The organism is Cutibacterium modestum, assembly GCF_008326345.1.
GTDB lineage: Bacteria > Actinomycetota > Actinomycetes > Propionibacteriales > Propionibacteriaceae > Cutibacterium > Cutibacterium modestum.
Genome location: NZ_BJEN01000002.1, coordinates 1 through 16,140 on the forward strand (window position 1 = coordinate 1; position 16,140 = coordinate 16,140).

General features: G+C 59.5%; 10 protein-coding genes and 3 pseudogenes. 10 read left to right on the plus strand and 3 right to left on the minus strand.

The window, feature by feature from the left end:
- Both F1563_RS04555 and F1563_RS13820 read right to left on the minus strand, forming a co-directional pair.
- Positions 1–111: pseudogene (locus F1563_RS04555) on the minus strand (alanine dehydrogenase); the annotation flags it as partial.
- Positions 112–281: 170 nt separating this feature from the next.
- Positions 282–1,290: pseudogene (locus tag F1563_RS13820) on the minus strand (Lrp/AsnC family transcriptional regulator).
- A 299-nt stretch (positions 1,291–1,589) separates the two neighbouring features.
- Between F1563_RS13820 and ord the strand changes: the two are divergent.
- The 10 genes and pseudogenes from ord to alr all read left to right on the plus strand — a co-directional run bounded on the left by ord (position 1,590) and on the right by alr (position 14,427).
- Positions 1,590–2,633: a 2,4-diaminopentanoate dehydrogenase gene (ord, locus tag F1563_RS04575; protein ID WP_002528318.1), complete on the plus strand. Its 1,044-nt coding sequence runs from the start codon at positions 1,590–1,592 to the stop codon at positions 2,631–2,633.
- 11 nt (positions 2,634–2,644) lie between these two features.
- Positions 2,645–2,992, plus strand: a complete 348-nt coding sequence (ortA, locus tag F1563_RS04580; RefSeq protein WP_002528319.1) for a 2-amino-4-oxopentanoate thiolase subunit OrtA — start codon at positions 2,645–2,647, stop codon at positions 2,990–2,992.
- Positions 2,989–4,410 (plus strand): 2-amino-4-oxopentanoate thiolase subunit OrtB, encoded by a 1,422-nt coding sequence (gene ortB / locus F1563_RS04585; protein ID WP_002533992.1) that lies wholly within the window; start codon positions 2,989–2,991, stop codon positions 4,408–4,410. Before ortA ends, ortB begins: the two co-directional genes overlap by 4 nt.
- Positions 4,407–4,832: a D-ornithine 4,5-aminomutase subunit OraS gene (gene oraS / locus F1563_RS04590; RefSeq protein WP_002528322.1), complete on the plus strand. Its 426-nt coding sequence runs from the start codon at positions 4,407–4,409 to the stop codon at positions 4,830–4,832. Before ortB ends, oraS begins: the two co-directional genes overlap by 4 nt.
- Positions 4,829–7,144 (plus strand): D-ornithine 4,5-aminomutase subunit OraE, encoded by a 2,316-nt coding sequence (gene oraE, locus F1563_RS04595; protein ID WP_002528323.1) that lies wholly within the window; start codon positions 4,829–4,831, stop codon positions 7,142–7,144. The genes oraS and oraE overlap by 4 nt, the downstream gene beginning before the upstream one ends.
- A 5-nt stretch (positions 7,145–7,149) precedes the next feature.
- Positions 7,150–8,580 carry a glutamate mutase L gene (locus F1563_RS04600; RefSeq protein WP_002528324.1) on the plus strand — a complete coding sequence of 477 codons (1,431 nt, stop codon included), beginning with the start codon at positions 7,150–7,152 and terminating at the stop codon, positions 8,578–8,580.
- The gene (locus F1563_RS04605; protein WP_002528325.1) at positions 8,577–9,665 is read left to right on the plus strand and encodes an alanine/ornithine racemase family PLP-dependent enzyme; all 1,089 of its coding nucleotides are present in this window, start codon (positions 8,577–8,579) and stop codon (positions 9,663–9,665) included. Before F1563_RS04600 ends, F1563_RS04605 begins: the two co-directional genes overlap by 4 nt.
- Positions 9,666–9,762: 97 nt before the next feature.
- A pseudogene (locus tag F1563_RS04610) lies at positions 9,763–11,174 on the plus strand (amino acid permease).
- A gap of 359 nt (positions 11,175–11,533) precedes the next feature.
- Positions 11,534–13,048 (plus strand): amino acid permease, encoded by a 1,515-nt coding sequence (locus F1563_RS04615; protein ID WP_002546586.1) that lies wholly within the window; start codon positions 11,534–11,536, stop codon positions 13,046–13,048.
- A gap of 251 nt (positions 13,049–13,299) precedes the next feature.
- Complete coding sequence (gene alr, locus F1563_RS04620) at positions 13,300–14,427, plus strand: alanine racemase (RefSeq protein WP_002528329.1); 1,128 nt, start codon at positions 13,300–13,302, stop codon at positions 14,425–14,427.
- A gap of 209 nt (positions 14,428–14,636) precedes the next feature.
- On the opposite strand, the gene F1563_RS04625 is transcribed toward alr, so the two are convergent.
- Entirely contained in the window at positions 14,637–16,061 is a 1,425-nt protein-coding gene (locus tag F1563_RS04625) for a phosphoglucomutase/phosphomannomutase family protein (RefSeq protein ID WP_002528331.1), read from the minus strand.
- Positions 16,062–16,140 lie beyond the last annotated feature (79 nt).

Sequence of the window (16,140 nt, forward strand, 5' to 3'; positions counted from 1 at the left end):
AGCCTGAACCAACACCTCATGACCATGACCCACCAACGCATGAACACCCGCCGGCGTCACAGCCACACGAAACTCATTATTCTTAACCTCAGCAGGAACACCAACACGCATACCTTCTGCTCCTTTGACAGTGTGCTCGTCGACATCATCGTCAACGAGCCGCGGATAACACCACGAGGATAAGCATCGCCGCAGTCCCGGCACCACGGCATGGCAAGGGAACTTTCGACTTTTCCAAATTGGCCCCGCAAACCTCGGGATCCATCCATCTACCGGCAGTGCTAGTGATCAACCCTCTCGGATTCCCCGATGAGCGGCGGGCAGACAAATTCTCCGGTGGCACGGCCATTCCGGTCCAACATCCACCCCATAGATTTGTGGCTGCGCATGTAGACAATCGTCTCCGCAGGGGCTAGACCTGGTATCGCCTCAGCAACCGCGGATTCAATCATACCGATTCCGTTCTGATGCCCTACTCGGAAGTTGACTCGTAGGTTGTTACTACCCGTGGTCCACATACATGAGCGCAGTGCCGGCTGGTGGCGCAACAGCTCCAGTACCCGCGTCTTGTGGTTAAGAGGAATAGTGGCAGTCCAGGTGCACTCCAGATTCCACCCACCCAATTCTGGAGCGACGTCACACCGCAATTCGATCTGCCGGTTGGTCAGCAACTTCTGCAGCCGGCGATGCAGAGTGCTAGCGGGGACGTCGAGAGTACGAGCAAGTGAGGTGGCGCTAGTACGTCCATCGACAGCAAGCAACCGAGCCAACTCCCGGTCCAGGTCGTCGGGAGGTAGCATCCACAACTCTCCTGGTCGGGGCCCCTGGCAAGGGTTTTCTCCGTTTTACTCAGCGCATCGATGCGCCAGGAGTCCGAGTCGATAACAACTGATGTCACCAAAGCACTGTGCGAGCCATGAACCCCACGCAGCCCTCCGATCCAGTCGATAACCATGTCTGACAGGGTGGGAAGATCAGGCGCAACGACTGTCAAGAGGAGATCGCGGTCCCCTGTCGTCTCGTCAACGCTAACGATCATGGGGTTCGCACATAGTGTTTTGATGACTTGGGGAAGACTCTCGGTATGACAGTCAACCTCAACGATGGCCGCATTTGCTGGTTGAGATTCGGACAAGCAGTTATCCAAGCGATTCCGTCATCGACGAGACGCTGCCAGCGGTGGGCGACGGTTGTCGGTGAGACACCCAAAATTTTGCCCACCTTGGCCCAGCTGGCACGCGGGTCGATCTGCAAAACGTTGACGAGTCGTCGGTCAAGCTCTTCGTACATGTGGCTCCTTCGCCGACGCTGGGAAGATCCTCAAAAGTATCTCACTTCAGTTGGAAATAACGTGCACCCACCTTGTCAATTGTGCGCACATCTGTCGCAATGGTCGCTGCACGAACTCCCAATGCCAAGGTAGGAGCCGAACGGATCAACGAAGAACCGTCGACCTGCATAGCCGCAGGTCAGGGCAGGCTCCTTTGACTGTAAAAAGCTGCCAGTACAGCGCTTGTAGCTGACAGTGACGCCACAGCAAGGAAGCCGGCTCGCTACAGCACCAAACACCGTCGTCAGGAGGAACCGCAATGACCGCCACTAATCCCATCCGAGTCGTCCAGTGGGGCCTGGGAGCGATGGGCCAAGGCATGGCCAAACTCATCGCGGCCAAGGACGGACTCGATCTCGTCGGAGCCATCGACGTCAATCCGGCTCTGGACGGCAAGGATGTTGGCGAGGTCCTCGGCACCGATCCGCTTGGGGTCAACGTCACCACCGACCCGGCCTCTATCCTCGATTCCAACAAGGTTGACGTCGTCACCATCGCCACAACCTCGTGGATCCGCGACCAGATCGCCGATCTGCGCACCATCATCACCGCTGGCATCAACGTCGTGAGCATCGCCGAAGAGATGTCTTGCCCCGAGGCCCAGAACCCCGACATAGCCAAGGAACTTGACGAACTCGCCAAGAAGCACGGCGTCTCGGCCGTAGGCGTCGGCGTCAACCCTGGATTCGTGCTAGACCATCTCGTCGTCGCCCTCTGCTCCGGAAGCCAGGAAGTTACCCATATCGAAGCCCGCCGCGTCAACGACCTCGCCCCCTATGGCCAGACCGTGCTACGCACCCAGGGTGTCGGCACCACTCCAGAGGAGTTCAAGGCTGGAGTCGCGGACGGATCCATTGTTGGCCACGTGGGCTTCCCCGAGTCCATCCGACTCATCAGCGACGCCCTCGGTCTGGGAGTCGACTCGATCGAGCAACACATCGAGCCCATCATCGCCAAAGTCACCCGCCCCGCCCGCGACCGCACCGTCGAACCAGGGCAGGTCGCTGGCTGCAACCACTCCGCCGTCGGCCGCCGTGCAGGCGAGGAGGTCATCCGGCTCATCCATCCACAACAGGTTGCCCCAGAGGCCGAAGGCCAGGAGACCGGCGATTTCATCGCCATTACTGGCGTTCCCGACATCTCGATGTCGACGGGTCCAGAAATTGCTGGCGGCAAGGCCACCGCGGGAATTTGCGTCAACACTGTCCCGCGCATCCTCGCTGCCACCCCCGGTCTCAAGCGCATCATCGACCTGCCCTCGCCGTGTGCCCTCATGGGACCGTCGGCCTACGAGCGCCGCTGAGCGAGGTCATCATGACAGATTTCCCTGGCACCGCCCCACTGGCGGGAAGCCTCATTCCGAAGGGTACCTGGGTCGAGGTTCGTATCACCATCCTGGAGCCCTCCGAGCGGGCCGCCGCGGTACCAGCAGACACCGCCGCCACCCCTCTCGTGCAGTGGATTAGCAGATTCCTCGACAAAAAAGCATGCATCGGCGATGAGGTCACCATTACCTCAATTATCGGACGACGTCATATCGGCGTCCTCGACTGCATCAATCCCAGTTACAGCCACAGTTTTGGCAACACTGTGCCCGAGCTGTTGACCATCGGCACCACACACGAACCCATCACGTCTCGCGGGCAGGAGGACCGGTTATGAGTAACTCATACGACGACGTCATGGCTCGTCGCAGCGACATTATGCGGCGCTCCCTCGCCCTGGACTACGACAGTTTTCAGCGCGGTGACCTGGTTTTTGACTACGACGCCCTGATGTCTTCCACTGGTTACGGCCTGGATGCCGTTGCGCGCATCCAGGCCGAGACCAAGGTTGGCCACACCCCGCTATACGAATTGCATCGTCTCACCGAGGCCGTCCGTCAAATCGCCGGCCCCGGAAAGGGAGCCCGGATTCTTCTCAAAGACGAAGCCGTCAATGCGTCGGGCAGCTTCAAGGCTCGTCGTGCCTCTCTGAGCGCCCATGAAGCCCAAGTTAAAGGGTTCGCCGGCATGGTGACGGCGACCAGTGGAAACTACGGCGCTGCCGTCGCCTCTCAAGCCGCTCAGCGCGGGCTGGCCTGCATCGTCATCCAGGAAATCTACGACTCCCAACACATCGGCCAGCCTGAGATTGTCGAAAAATCCCGAGCCTGCGAAGCCTACGGCGCAGAAGTGATCAAACTGACGGTCGGCCCGGAACTTTTCTACGTGTTGTTGCGCACCTTGGAGGACACCGGGTATTTCAACGCCAGCCTTTACACCCCCTACGGCATCGCTGGCATTGAGACTCTCGGCGCCGAGATCGGCCGTGAAGTGCAGCAACGCTACGGACGTCAGCCCGACGCTGTCGTCGTCACTCACGCTGGTGGCGGCAACATCACCGGGACCACCCGCGGCCTGCGCAAGGTGGGATGCGACGAAACCCAGGTCATCGCCGTATCGGTAGATCTCACTGGGCTGCACATGGCCTCCGACCACGACTTCAACAACAAGTCGTTTACGACCGGCCACACCGGTTTCGGTGTGCCTTTTGCAACCTGGCCCGACCGTGTCGACGTTCCGCGCAATGCTGCACGTCCGCTGCGTTACATGGACGGCTATCAGTTGGTGTCCCAAGGCGAGGTCTTCTACATGACCGAGCTGCTCACCAAGATCGAGGGCCTAGAGCGCGGACCGGCCGGTAACACCAGTCTGACGGCCGCGGTCGCCATGGCCCGTCAGATGGATCGCGACCAGATCGTTGTCGTCCAAGAGACCGAATACACCGGCGCTGGAAAGCACCACAACAGCCAGCTGTCCTTCGCGCGGTCGCGCGGTATTGAGGTTCACCGCGGCGATCCTGCCGGCAATGTTCCGGGCAAGGCGATTGTCATTCCCGAACGTCTCGATCAGGTAAGCGTCCACCCACTCGACCTCGACAAGCTGCGTCACAGCTACCTGCGCCACGCGAGTCAGATCGTGGCACCCATGCACTGGGGAGACGCCGAGTTGGAGTTCCTGGCGGCTGAGACCAACACCACCACTGATGACGTCCGCCAAATCGGCACTGACCTGGCCACGCACCCGAAAGGAGCATGATGTCCAACCCGGATCAGGAACGCGTCAAGCGCTATGACGCTCTGCGCGCCGAACTCGCCGATCTCGACGACGCCGCCCTCAAGGAGCGCTTCTGGCAACTGTGCGAGGAGGTCATGACTCCGGTCGTTGACCTTGCCCGCAGCCACACCACCCCGTCCATTGAACGGTCCGTCCTACTGCGTATGGGCATCGACTCAGTGACAACCCACGCCGTCGTTGAGAACGTCTTCGCCGCCGGCCTGGGCGGCAAAGGAGCTGGCCACGCTGTACTGCGATTGTCTCGTCGTGACGGCATCAATCTACGCGAGGCTGCTGCCCGCATAGCCGAAGACCCCAAAGCCCTCGACGGACTATTCGACGGCAGTCCGCTGCCACCTGCGAAGACAGTGACCGCCGATGCCAAGGAAGGAGCCTCGGCATGACTATCCAAGACCGGTGTCTGCACCACAAGCACGCTCACGAGTGCAAGCAGATCGACCTCATCAACGAGCTAGTGACGCCTTCGGAACCTGTTGAGCCACGCGCCGAACAGGACTCCCCCGACCCGAATACCAAACTCGACATCAAGGAGATCCTCACCGACCTTGAGCACTATCATCCTCGTCGCAAAGGATGGACTTGGAGGAACGTGCCTGAAGAGGGAGTCGACATGGGCGACTTCCACTACCGGGACATGTCCACCCCGCTGAAACAGAGCGTGGCCCTGCCCGCCGCGGAGTACTTCGAGAACATTGGTCCCCAGCCGGCACCTGTCGTCACCTCCGAGATCGCCTCCGGGCATTTCGAAGACGACTTGCGCCGCATGAGGATGGCAGCGTGGCACGGAGCTGACCACATCATGGTCATCCGCACCACAGGGCAGAGCCACATTGACGGGCTGCTAGAGGGCACCCCGGAGGGTATCGGCGGTGTTCCGATCACCCGAAAACAGCTGCGCGCTAGCCGCAAGGCCTGCGACCTCATTGAGGACGAGGTGGGACGCCCCATCAACTTCCACTCCTACGTTTCTGGGGTCGCCGGCCCCGAAGTGGCCGTGCTCTTCGCTGAGGAGGGGGTCAATGGCGCTCACCAAGACCCGCAATATAACCTGCTGTATCGCAATATCAACGCCTACCGCAGCTATGTTGACGCCGGCGAGGCGAAGAAAGTGATGGCGGGAGCACAGATCTTCCAGATCGACGGCGCCCACAACGCCAATGCCACCGCCCGACACGGCTGGAAGGTCATGCCTGAGCTCATGGTCCAGCACGGTCTCAACTGCATGTTCTCGGTGCTGGTAGGAATGCCAAAGGACCTCATCGGCCTGTCGACGGTCCCGCCCAGCGCTCCCCCGGCTCCGAAACTCTGGTACGACCTGCCGTACGCGGTGGCCTTGCGCGATCTATTCAGCGAGTACAAGATGCGCGCCCAGCAAAACACCCGGTATATCGAGTCCGACCTCGCCGAAGCTATTCGCACCCACACCATCGACACTCTCATTTCGATGCTGACCAGCGCGGACATTCAGAGCACCATCACCCCTGACGAAGGCCGCAACCTGCCCTGGCACCACAACTCCGTCCGTGGCGTCCAAACGGTCAAACAGACCTGGGCCGCCCTCGATGGCATCAAGAAAATGGTGACCATCAACCGCGAGGGGCCGCTGGGCGATATGGCCCGCGACCTCAAGGAAAGGGCCATTGGGTTTCTTACCGAGATGCTCCACGTCGGTGGCTATTTCGCTGCCATCGAGGACGGCTTCTTCGTCGATTCGGCAGAATTCCCGGAGCGCAACCACGACGGCATCGCCCGTGACGGTCAAGGCGGGATCGCCGAGGGAACCGTCGTCGAACGTGGCCCCGACTACCTCGCCCCGGTCTGCGACCATTTCGGTAACAACAACCTACCCGAGGACCTCAGCAAGCCATGTGATCTCATCGACGGCTGCACCCTGTGCAGGCCCGGGAAAATCGTCTACATCGACGAGCTCGACCCCAACGACTCGGCTGCCACCCGTCTGGCTCGCACCCGCCCGTTCCGCGACGGAACGGCGCTACGACCCGAGGCTGAGTGGGCCGGCGACGGCGTCGTCCTGATACAGATGAACATCCCCGCCTCTGAAGACATCGCCCGCGAGGCAGCTGTCGAGATGGCGCGCAAAATGGGCATCACTGACCCTCAGGTGTGCAACCTGCAGGTGCTGCACCCCGCCGAAGGATGTTTCGTGGAGGTCAAGGGCCAGGCGACCCACATCGACGTCGACCCGTCCAAACTGACGATTCCCGAAAAGATCGAGCTGCTTCCTCCCGATGAACTGCGCCAGTACGTTACCGACCACGAACTGTCGGTCGTCGCCGGCACCGTCGGCGAGGACGAGCACAGCGTCGGACTGCGTGAAATCCTCGACATCAAGCACGGTGGCATCGAGAAGTATGGCGTCAAGTACCGCTACCTCGGCACCTCAGTGCCGGTAGAAAAGATGGTCGATGCGGCCATCGAAAGCGGCGTCGACGCCATCCTCATCTCGACCATCATCAGCCACAACGATATCCATCGCACGATGATGCGCAAACTGGCTGATCTGGCCACCGAGAAGGGCATACGCGACAAAGTCGTCCTCATCGCCGGTGGTACCCAGGTGAGCCGAGAGATGGCCGCCGAGACTGGTCTCGACGCCACCTTCGGACGTGGCACCAAGGGTATTGACGTCCTCGACGCCATCGTCCGTACCATGCAGGCCCGCGAGGAAGCCTGATCGACATGACCGTACTCACGACTCTGGAAATCGGCTCCACCATCACCAAGGCCAACGTTTTCAAGTTGGAGTCCGGACTGTTGCACCACGTTGGGCAGGGGTTTGCCCCCACCTCAGTAACCGCCGGCGACGTGCGTATTGGTGCGGACGCCGCGATTGCCCAGATGCGTGAGCACTGCGGCTTGCCACTTGACGCTGGAGAGATCTTCGTGAATTCCTCGGCGGCCGGCGGGCTGCGCATGAGCGTCCATGGTCTCACTCGGTCCATGACGGCCAGGGCTGCCCGTGAGGCGGCCCTGGGTGCCGGGGCCATCGTCACTATGACCACCGTCGGGGCGATGGACGAGTTCGACTTGGAGGATCTTCAAGAGGACAACCCCAACATCATTTTGTTGGCCGGGGGTGTCGACGACGGGGAGAAACGCATCGTCGTCGAGAACGCCCACGTAATCGCATCCGCCCGGCTGGGAGTCCCGGTGATCTACGCCGGAAATTCCCGCGTGAGGAGGCGGGTCGAGCACATTTTTGCCGACGCCGGCCAACCGCTGACATGCGTCGACAATGTCTTTCCCGACGTCGACGTGCTACGCGTCGAACCCGTGCGTGCCGTCATCCACGACGTTTTTAACAACCACATCACCGCTGCCCCTGGCATGCACGGGTTGGCGGAACTCACCGACCACGAGATCCTTCCCACCCCAGGAGCGGTACTTCGTGCCACCGAGCTTTTCGCCGACGCGGTGGGGGATGCCGTCGTGGTCGATGTTGGTGGTGCCACGACTGACGTCCACAGCGTCACCGACGGGTCGTCGGAGTGGACCGCCCGGGTCATCGACCCCGAACCTCGCACCAAAAGGACTGTGGAAGGGGACCTGGGAGTTTTCGTCAACGCTCGTCGGGTCGCAGCCATGACAGATGAAGGTGAGGACGAGAAGCGCCTGGAGTGGCTGCGCGCCATTCCAGGCGACGAGCGCGAGGCCGAGGTTACACAGTGGCTCACCAGGGAGGCCGTCGACATTGGCATGGGCCGTCATGCCGGTACCGTGACAGAAGTCTTCACCTCCACTGGCAAAACCCAGGTGGTACGCGGCAAGGACCTCAGCGCGGTCCGCTGGGTGGTAGGAACCGGTGGCGCCCTAACCCGGGTGCCCGGCGGTGTGGACATTCTTCGTCGAATTTGCACCGGAGCTGGTTCTCAACTATTACCCAATCCTGAGGCCACCATCATCATTGACCGCGACTACCGATTCTCAGCCCTCGGGACGGTAGCCCAGTGCTATCCCGACGAGGTCCGTCGTACCTTCGCCGCCTGGATCGAATCCGTCACTAGCGGCACAAAACTACCCAGCGACGAGGGGGCAGGCGTCAATGATGACGCCGCCCCGCCCGACATGACAAAAAACGACACCCCGCACCGGAGGGGAGGCATACCATGAACGGCCCCACTCCTCGGTTGGAGATTTTCGCCGACCGTATCCACGACAATGCACAGACAATTGTCAATCAATGCGCCGAACACGGTGTTCAGGTTGCAGCCGTCACCAAAGTGTTACACGCCCACCCAGTGCTCCTCCGGGCCCTGGATGACACCGGCATCACGATGCTCGCCGATTCTCGCCTTCAAAACCTGCGCCAGATCGCCGCATGTGGCACCCCGCTGCCAACTATGTTATTGCGAGCCCCTGGACGTCACGACATTGACGACACTGTCCAGCTCGCTGACATTTCTCTCAACTCCTCCCTCACGACGATGACTGCTTTATCGGACGCTGCTGTCCGAGCTGGGACCCGCCATGGAGTGATTGTCATGGTCGATGTCGGTGACCTGCGTGAAGGGGTATGGCCCGACCACCTCGTCGATGTCGTCTCCTCAGCAGCAGCCCTGCGCGGCATCGACGTCAAAGGTGTCGGCACCAACCTTGCCTGCTACGGCGGAGTCCAACCGAGCGTCGAAAATATGACTCGCCTGGTGCAGCTACGCGACATGGCACGCGCGGCCACTGGCCTTGAGCTGGGTCTCATCTCGGGCGGGAACTCGGCAAATCTTCCCCTCATGATGAGTGGCGCCATGCCGTCCGAAATCAACAACTTGCGCATCGGTGAGGCCATCATCCTAGGGCGCAATACCCTGGATCGGTCGCCGTGGCCGCAGACCCGTCAGGACGCCGTCGAGGTCGTCGCCGAGATCATCGAACTCGAGCGCAAACCGTCGATTCCGCTGGGGCGCACCGGCGAAGATGCGTTCGGTCAACACGTCACCTTCACTGATCGCGGTATTCGACTACGTGCTATCTGTAATCTCGGTCGTCAGGACGTCAATCCGTCCGATCTGACGCCCGTTGACCCCGGCCACATTGTGCTAGGAGCCAGTTCGGATCACCTCATCGTTGATGTGACCGACTCTGCCGAATCCGTCGAGATTGGCACCGAAGTGAGATTCTGGCCCACCTACGCCGGCTTATTTGCTACCGCCACCTCCTCTGCTGTGTGGAAGGCAGCGGCCACTCCCCATCGCCTGTGAGGCTCCGTCATCACCTTCACCGAACAAAGGAGTTCCCGTGAGAGCACGAGAAACGCAACCCGTCGACGCACCGCGTCGCAGCGCCCTGTCCAGACCCGTGAAGAACCCATCAACCACTCTCCGTGAAAGCCCCGCGGAGGAGCGCGAGCTACAACGCGGGCTGACTAACCGTCATTTACAGCTCATTGCACTGGGCGGCGCCATCGGCACGGGAATGTTCATGGGATCCAGCAGCACCATCCACCTTGCTGGCCCGTCAAGTGCCCTCGTCTACGCCCTCATCGGGTTCTTCCTCTACTTCATGATGCGGGCCCTCGGCGAGATGCTGCTATCCAATCTCAACTACAAGTCTTTCCGGGACATCGCTGAGGACTTACTTGGCCCAGCCGGTGGCTTTATCGCCGGGTGGACGTATTGGTTCTCATGGATCGTGGCCGCCATGGGCGACATGGCCGCTATTACCGCCTACTTCCAATATTGGTGGCCAAATATCCCGAAGTGGCTGCCCGCAACCGCCCTGGCCGCCGTCCTGCTCGCCCTCAACATCATTGCTGTGCAGTTCTTTGGTGAAGCCGAGTTCTGGTTCGCCCTCATCAAGCTCATCGCAGTTGTCGCACTAGTGATCGTCGCCGTCGCGCTGTTGGTAAGCCGTTTCGTCTCTCCTGACGGTGACCCCGCCACCATCGTCAACCTGTGGAATGATGGCGGTTTCTTCCCCAACGGCCTGATGGGATTTCTTGGTGGCTTCCAAATCGCGTTCTTTGCTTTCGTCGGTATCGAGCTCGTCGGTACTGCTGCGGCTGAAACCAGGGACCCATGTACCACTCTCCCGAAGGCGATCAATGCCATCCCGGTGCGGCTAGCCCTCTTCTACGTGCTAGCCCTGCTGGCCATCACCACCTCATTCCATGGCGCAAAGTGGTGCCCGGGGTGAGTCCTTTCGTGTCGTTGTTCGGCTTGGCGGGCTTCGGTGCAGCTGCCAGTGTGATGAACTTTGTCCTGCTTACTGCTGCGGCCTCCTCGGATAACTCCGGCCTGTATTCGACCTCTCGGATGATGTATGGCTTGGCCCTCGACGGTCAGGCTCCCTCCCTCTTCCGAAGACTGTCGAGAAACAACGTGCCGCGCAACGCCCTCGTCGCCTCGTGCCTGCTGTTGCTATGCGGCATCACCTTCCTCTACACCTCCGACTCAATCATGCAGGCCTTTGCCCTGGTAACGACGGTTGCCGCCCTCCTGTTCCTTTTCACCTGGTCGCTCATCGTCGTCTGCTATATCGTGTACCGTCGCAAGCGTCCTCATCTCCACGAAAAGTCCGTCTACAAGATGCCTGGTGGCGTGCCGATATGCTGGGTTGTGCTGGCCTTCTTCGTCATCAGCCTGGTCATTCTTACCTTGGACCCGACCACTCGGATCGCAGTGCTTATCACCCCCATCTGGTTCGTATTCATCGGATCGATGTACTTGGTGTACCGCCGCCGTGAGCAGCGTAAGGAAGCATTGCACTAATGATTACCAGCGACCCGGCCCCGGAGGCACACCAAGTGCTCGCCGGGCCGGGACCCGGGGATTTTTCACGCGACCCAAGGTGATGAGGTGCGTAATGCGACAGGCTTGGTCGGCCGCATCTGTCCTCCCAGGTACACATCGACCTCCTCCCGCGCGAAAAACTCACGAATATGTGCAGTCGGACAGCTGTGAAACCTTCTTAGATTGCAATTATTCGTCCCGGCCCTATTCAACTCCACCGCACACTTACCCACCGGTGTTACACTGCAATTAAATTGCGTTATGGCAGGTTGAATCATCGTCGATGAAACCTCATCGCGCCCCTGATCCTGGCGACCGTTTTTACGGAGGCGACTGATATGACTGGTTCTAGCAAGATTCCAGACGGGGAGGGGCGCCTGCACGCACCGGCACCAAACGAGCACCACAGCTTCATCGTTCAAGCAGCTGAGTCGTCACCGACCGACCATCCGTCAGAAACACATCTACATCGCAACCTAAACAACCGTCACATCCAACTCATCGCTATCGGTGGGGCTATCGGGACCGGCCTGTTCTTAGGATCTGGCAAGGCCATCCGCGCAGCTGGCCCCAGCATTATTGTGTCGTACCTCATCATCGGTACCATGCTCTACTTCGTCGTCAGAGCTATGGGCGAACTGCTGATGTACAACCTTAACTACAAGAGTTTTCAGGACTTCACAGCTGACCTTATCGGCCCCTGGGCCGGATTCTTTCTGGGGTGGACGTATTGGCTTTGTTGGATCGTCACTGGTATGGCCGAGCTCATTGGAATTACGACCTACTGGAATTTCTGGGTTAAGAATGAAGGACTCTCGACCCTATTAGCAGCCGTTACATTATTTCTTCTACTCTGCTTGAACCTACTCACTGTAAGAATGTTTGGAGAGCTGGAATTCTGGTTTGCGCTCATCAAGATCATCGCGATTACTTCCCTCATCGTCCTCGCCATCGTGCTGGTAGCCATAAAGTTCCAGTCTCCTTCTGGAAGCACGGCATCCATCGCCAACTTATGGAACCGTGGTGGCTTCATGCCGAACGGCTGGAGTGGATTCTTCGCTGGTTTCCAGATGGCAGCATTCGCCTTCGTCGGAATTGAGCTCATCGGGACCACCGCCGCCGAGACACGGGATCCCGAGAAAACCCTCCCCCGGGCCATCAGCGCCGTCCCCGCCCGAATCCTCATCTTTTACGTCGGCGCCCTGCTCGCGATCATGACCGTCGTCCCGTGGGACGAGGTCCGGGCAGATTCCTCCCCATTCGTGCAAGTCCTTGGACTGGTTGGATTCGCTGGTGCGGCTAGCGTGATGAATTTCGTCGTCCTGACATCGGCAGCCTCATCGTCCAATTCTGGGATTTACTCCATCTCAAGAATGCTTTTCGGACTCGCCCACAAGCACATGGCGCCAAGGTTGTTCGGCCGGCTCAGTAAGAACGGGGTCCCCCGTTGGGGCCTCGTCGTCACTGTCCTGGTCCTGAGCACGGCACTGCTCTTAGCCGCTTCAGAATCGTTTGTTGAAGCATTCACCCTCGTGACGACTATTTCGTCGGTACTGTTCATCTTCGTCTGGAGCATGATCGTCATCAGCTACATGAAATACCGCAAGGTTGTTCCTGCGGCCCATGCCGCATCAAAGTACCCCATGCCTGGGGGACGCGGTATGTGCTGGGCCATATTGGTGTTCTTCGTGTTTATCCTCGTGCTGCTAGCCCAAGAGGCCGACACTGCGCGAGCCCTGGCCTTCACACCAATATGGTTCATCATCCTCGGAATCGGCTGGTTCTTCGACCGGCACCACACCACCCATGACGACGTAGGCACCGATGATGCCCATTCGAAGGGAGATAGCTAAGTGACGATAATCGTCAGGTGCCCCGGCGTTTTCACCTGAACACCGTGCCCGCACCGCGGCCCTCCATGACCAACCCTAAATCCTCGCCCTTCTGTCCGCTATCCGTCCCCATCAACCAACCTCCCCGGCGTTTCCCGGGGATCTGGCTTCGCTCGGCTCAGCATCTCCCGGATCAACCCGGACTTGTTTGCCGGACCTCCAGGTCAGCCCGACCTATTGCCATTTCTGACAGCTCAAAGGAGTTATGACACATGCCACGTTGTCCATCGCCTTCCCACGCCATTATTGATCTGTCTGCTATCGCTGCGAATCTCACCGAGGTGAGGAAGCGCGCAGGCGACCGCAAGGTCCTCTTTGCCGTCAAGGCCGACGCCTACGGCCATGGGGCAGTCGAGATCTCACGCTATGTCGAAAAACATCGGTACGCCGACTGGCTCGCCGTCGCCACGGTCGCTGAAGGCCAGGAACTGGTTGAATCCGGCATTACCCTGCCCATCCTCAAGCTCTCCCCCGCCGATCCTTGGGACACGAATACTGCGATCACATCCGGGATGCGTCTCACCGTGGTGGATTTCGACACCTTGGACGCGGTAAGTAGAGCCGCTGTACAACTAGGAGTCACTGCCAAAGTTCATATCGCCGTCGATAGCGGCATGGGACGCATCGGTCTGCCTCCCGAATGCCTCGCTGAACTCACGGCCGCCGCTGACTGTGCTGAAGGCATCGAAGTTGAAGGCGTCTTCACCCACCTGCCCATCAGCGACGTCCCGGAAGGAGACGAGTTCACCCACCATGAGATCGACACCTTCATGAATGCTGTCTCTCAGGTGGAAGCTGATCGTGGACCGTTCCCCCTAGTTCACCTGGCGAATTCCGGCGCCATCCTCGGACACGACCTGGGGAGAACCTCCATGGTGCGCGCCGGAATCGTTGGATACGGATACGACCCCGACCTTCATGCCGATCGTGCCGCCCTACACCCTGTCCTATCCTGGATCAGTCACGTCACCTTCGTTAAAACTGTCAATCCGGGGGATACCGTCGGCTACGGCAGGACGTGGACCGCAAGGGAAACGACAAAAATCGCCACCATCCCCGTCGGCTACGCCGACGGATTGTCCCGAGGCTTATCAAATAAAGGACACGTCCTCATTGGAGGGTCGGTTCGTCCCATCGTCGGTCGGATCTGCATGGACCAATTCATGGTCGATCTTGGCCCTGATTCGAGCGTCACGGTGGGAGACGAGGTGGTGCTCATTGGGACCCAAGGGGATGAAGTTCTGTCTGCTAATGACATGGCCGAGCTTCTCGGGACCATCAGCTACGAGATCACCTGCGCCATTTCCAAACGCGTAGATCGGCGCTGGGTCGGACAATGATGCGTCAAAGCTAACCATCGTGCGGTGGCTGGAGAAGAGTGCTCTTCTAGCCACCGAACGCCACCACCTGCCTCGCATTGTCAAAATCCCCGGTTCGGTAGAGGTCCGGTCACGTGAGGGCCGGAACCACGTTCAAATCGGGAGAAATCGTCATCGGGTCACCGCCCTCTCCACCCGCACAGGGATGTAAGGAGAGCAGTGCTGGTTACTCACTCCAAGTGGTAATGCTTCACGACTTTGTCAATGCATTCGCGAGCCGTCTCCGCATCAGGCATCTCACAAAAGACCCTCAGGAGAGGCTCGGTGCCAGAAAACCGAACAATGATCCAACCACCGTTGGCGAAATAGACTTTCACCCCGTCTATGTCGCTGATGTGATCGACCTCTAAGCCGAAGTCGGGCAGGTCCTTGTCTTGGTAAATACGCTTCTTGAGGTATTTCTTGACCTCGGGGGAGAAGGAGAAGTCGTCCTCCACCATCTCAAGCCGACCGTAACGCTCCTCGATGTCGGCATAGATCCGCGAAAGCTTCTTCCCCCGCTTGGCGATCATTTCCACCAGTAGAGTGCCGGCGTAGATACCATCCTTGCCTGCAATGTGCCCCTTGACGGTTAAACCGCCGGAAGATTCACCACCGATGACGGCACTGGTCTCGGCCATCTTGGACGACACCCACTTGAATCCGACCGGCACCTCGTAACAGGTCTGCCCGTGAGCTTCGGCGACACGGTCAAGCAGATGGGTCGTCGCGAGGTTACGCACGCAAGGTCCCTGCCAACCCTTGTCCTCAAGAAGATAGGTGTACAGCAACACGAGAATCTGGTTGGGGTGCAAGAACTTCCCCTGGTCATCGATAATGCCGAGGCGATCAGCGTCACCATCGGTTGCGATGCCGATATCAGCCCCACGCTCGACAACCTCCTGGGTCAGGGCCTGAAGGGTTCGCGAATTCGGAGAAGGAAGGCGTCCGCCAAAGAGAGTGTCGTGACGCTCGTGAATGGTGTCGACGTCACAGCGGGCCGTCATAAGGATGGTCTGGAGGCACGTGCGGGAAACGCCGAACATGGGGTCAAGGACGACTTTGAGGTGAGCGTGGCGAATAGCCTCCAGGTCGACGTGGTCAAGGATCGCGTCAATGTACCAGTTCATTGACGTCTGCACCTCAATTGCGCCGTCATGAAGGGCATCGGCGCAGTTTATGCGCCTAATGTCTCTTGAGCTGATGGAATTGGCACGGCACTGAATTGGTTCAGTGATCTCGACCTTGGCGTCACGGCCACCTTCCGTGAACACTTTGAGACCGTTGTAGGTGGCAGGGTTGTGCGAGGCTGTCACCGCCATACCGTAGGCACAGTCGAGGTCCCGAACAGTCCACATGATCATTGGGGTCGGGGCAGGCCGGTCGATGATTCGCACAGTGATGCCGTTACCGGCGAGTATCTCCGCCGCCCACCAGGCAAATTCTGGGGAGAGGAAGCGCTGGTCATACCCGATGACGACAGGGCGATGTTGCTGGTTTTCGTCGTGTATACGGTCGGCAAGCACCTGAGCGACCCGCTCAACATTGAAGCGAGTGAACGTGTCCGCGATGATAGCTCGCCAGCCGCCGGTGCCAAATTCAATCTCGTCCGCCATAGTTCACAGGTTAGGTCGAAAAACCCTTACCCGTTTGCGAACCCCAGCCTCCTAGCAGCTGCGCTCATCGCTTCTGCGC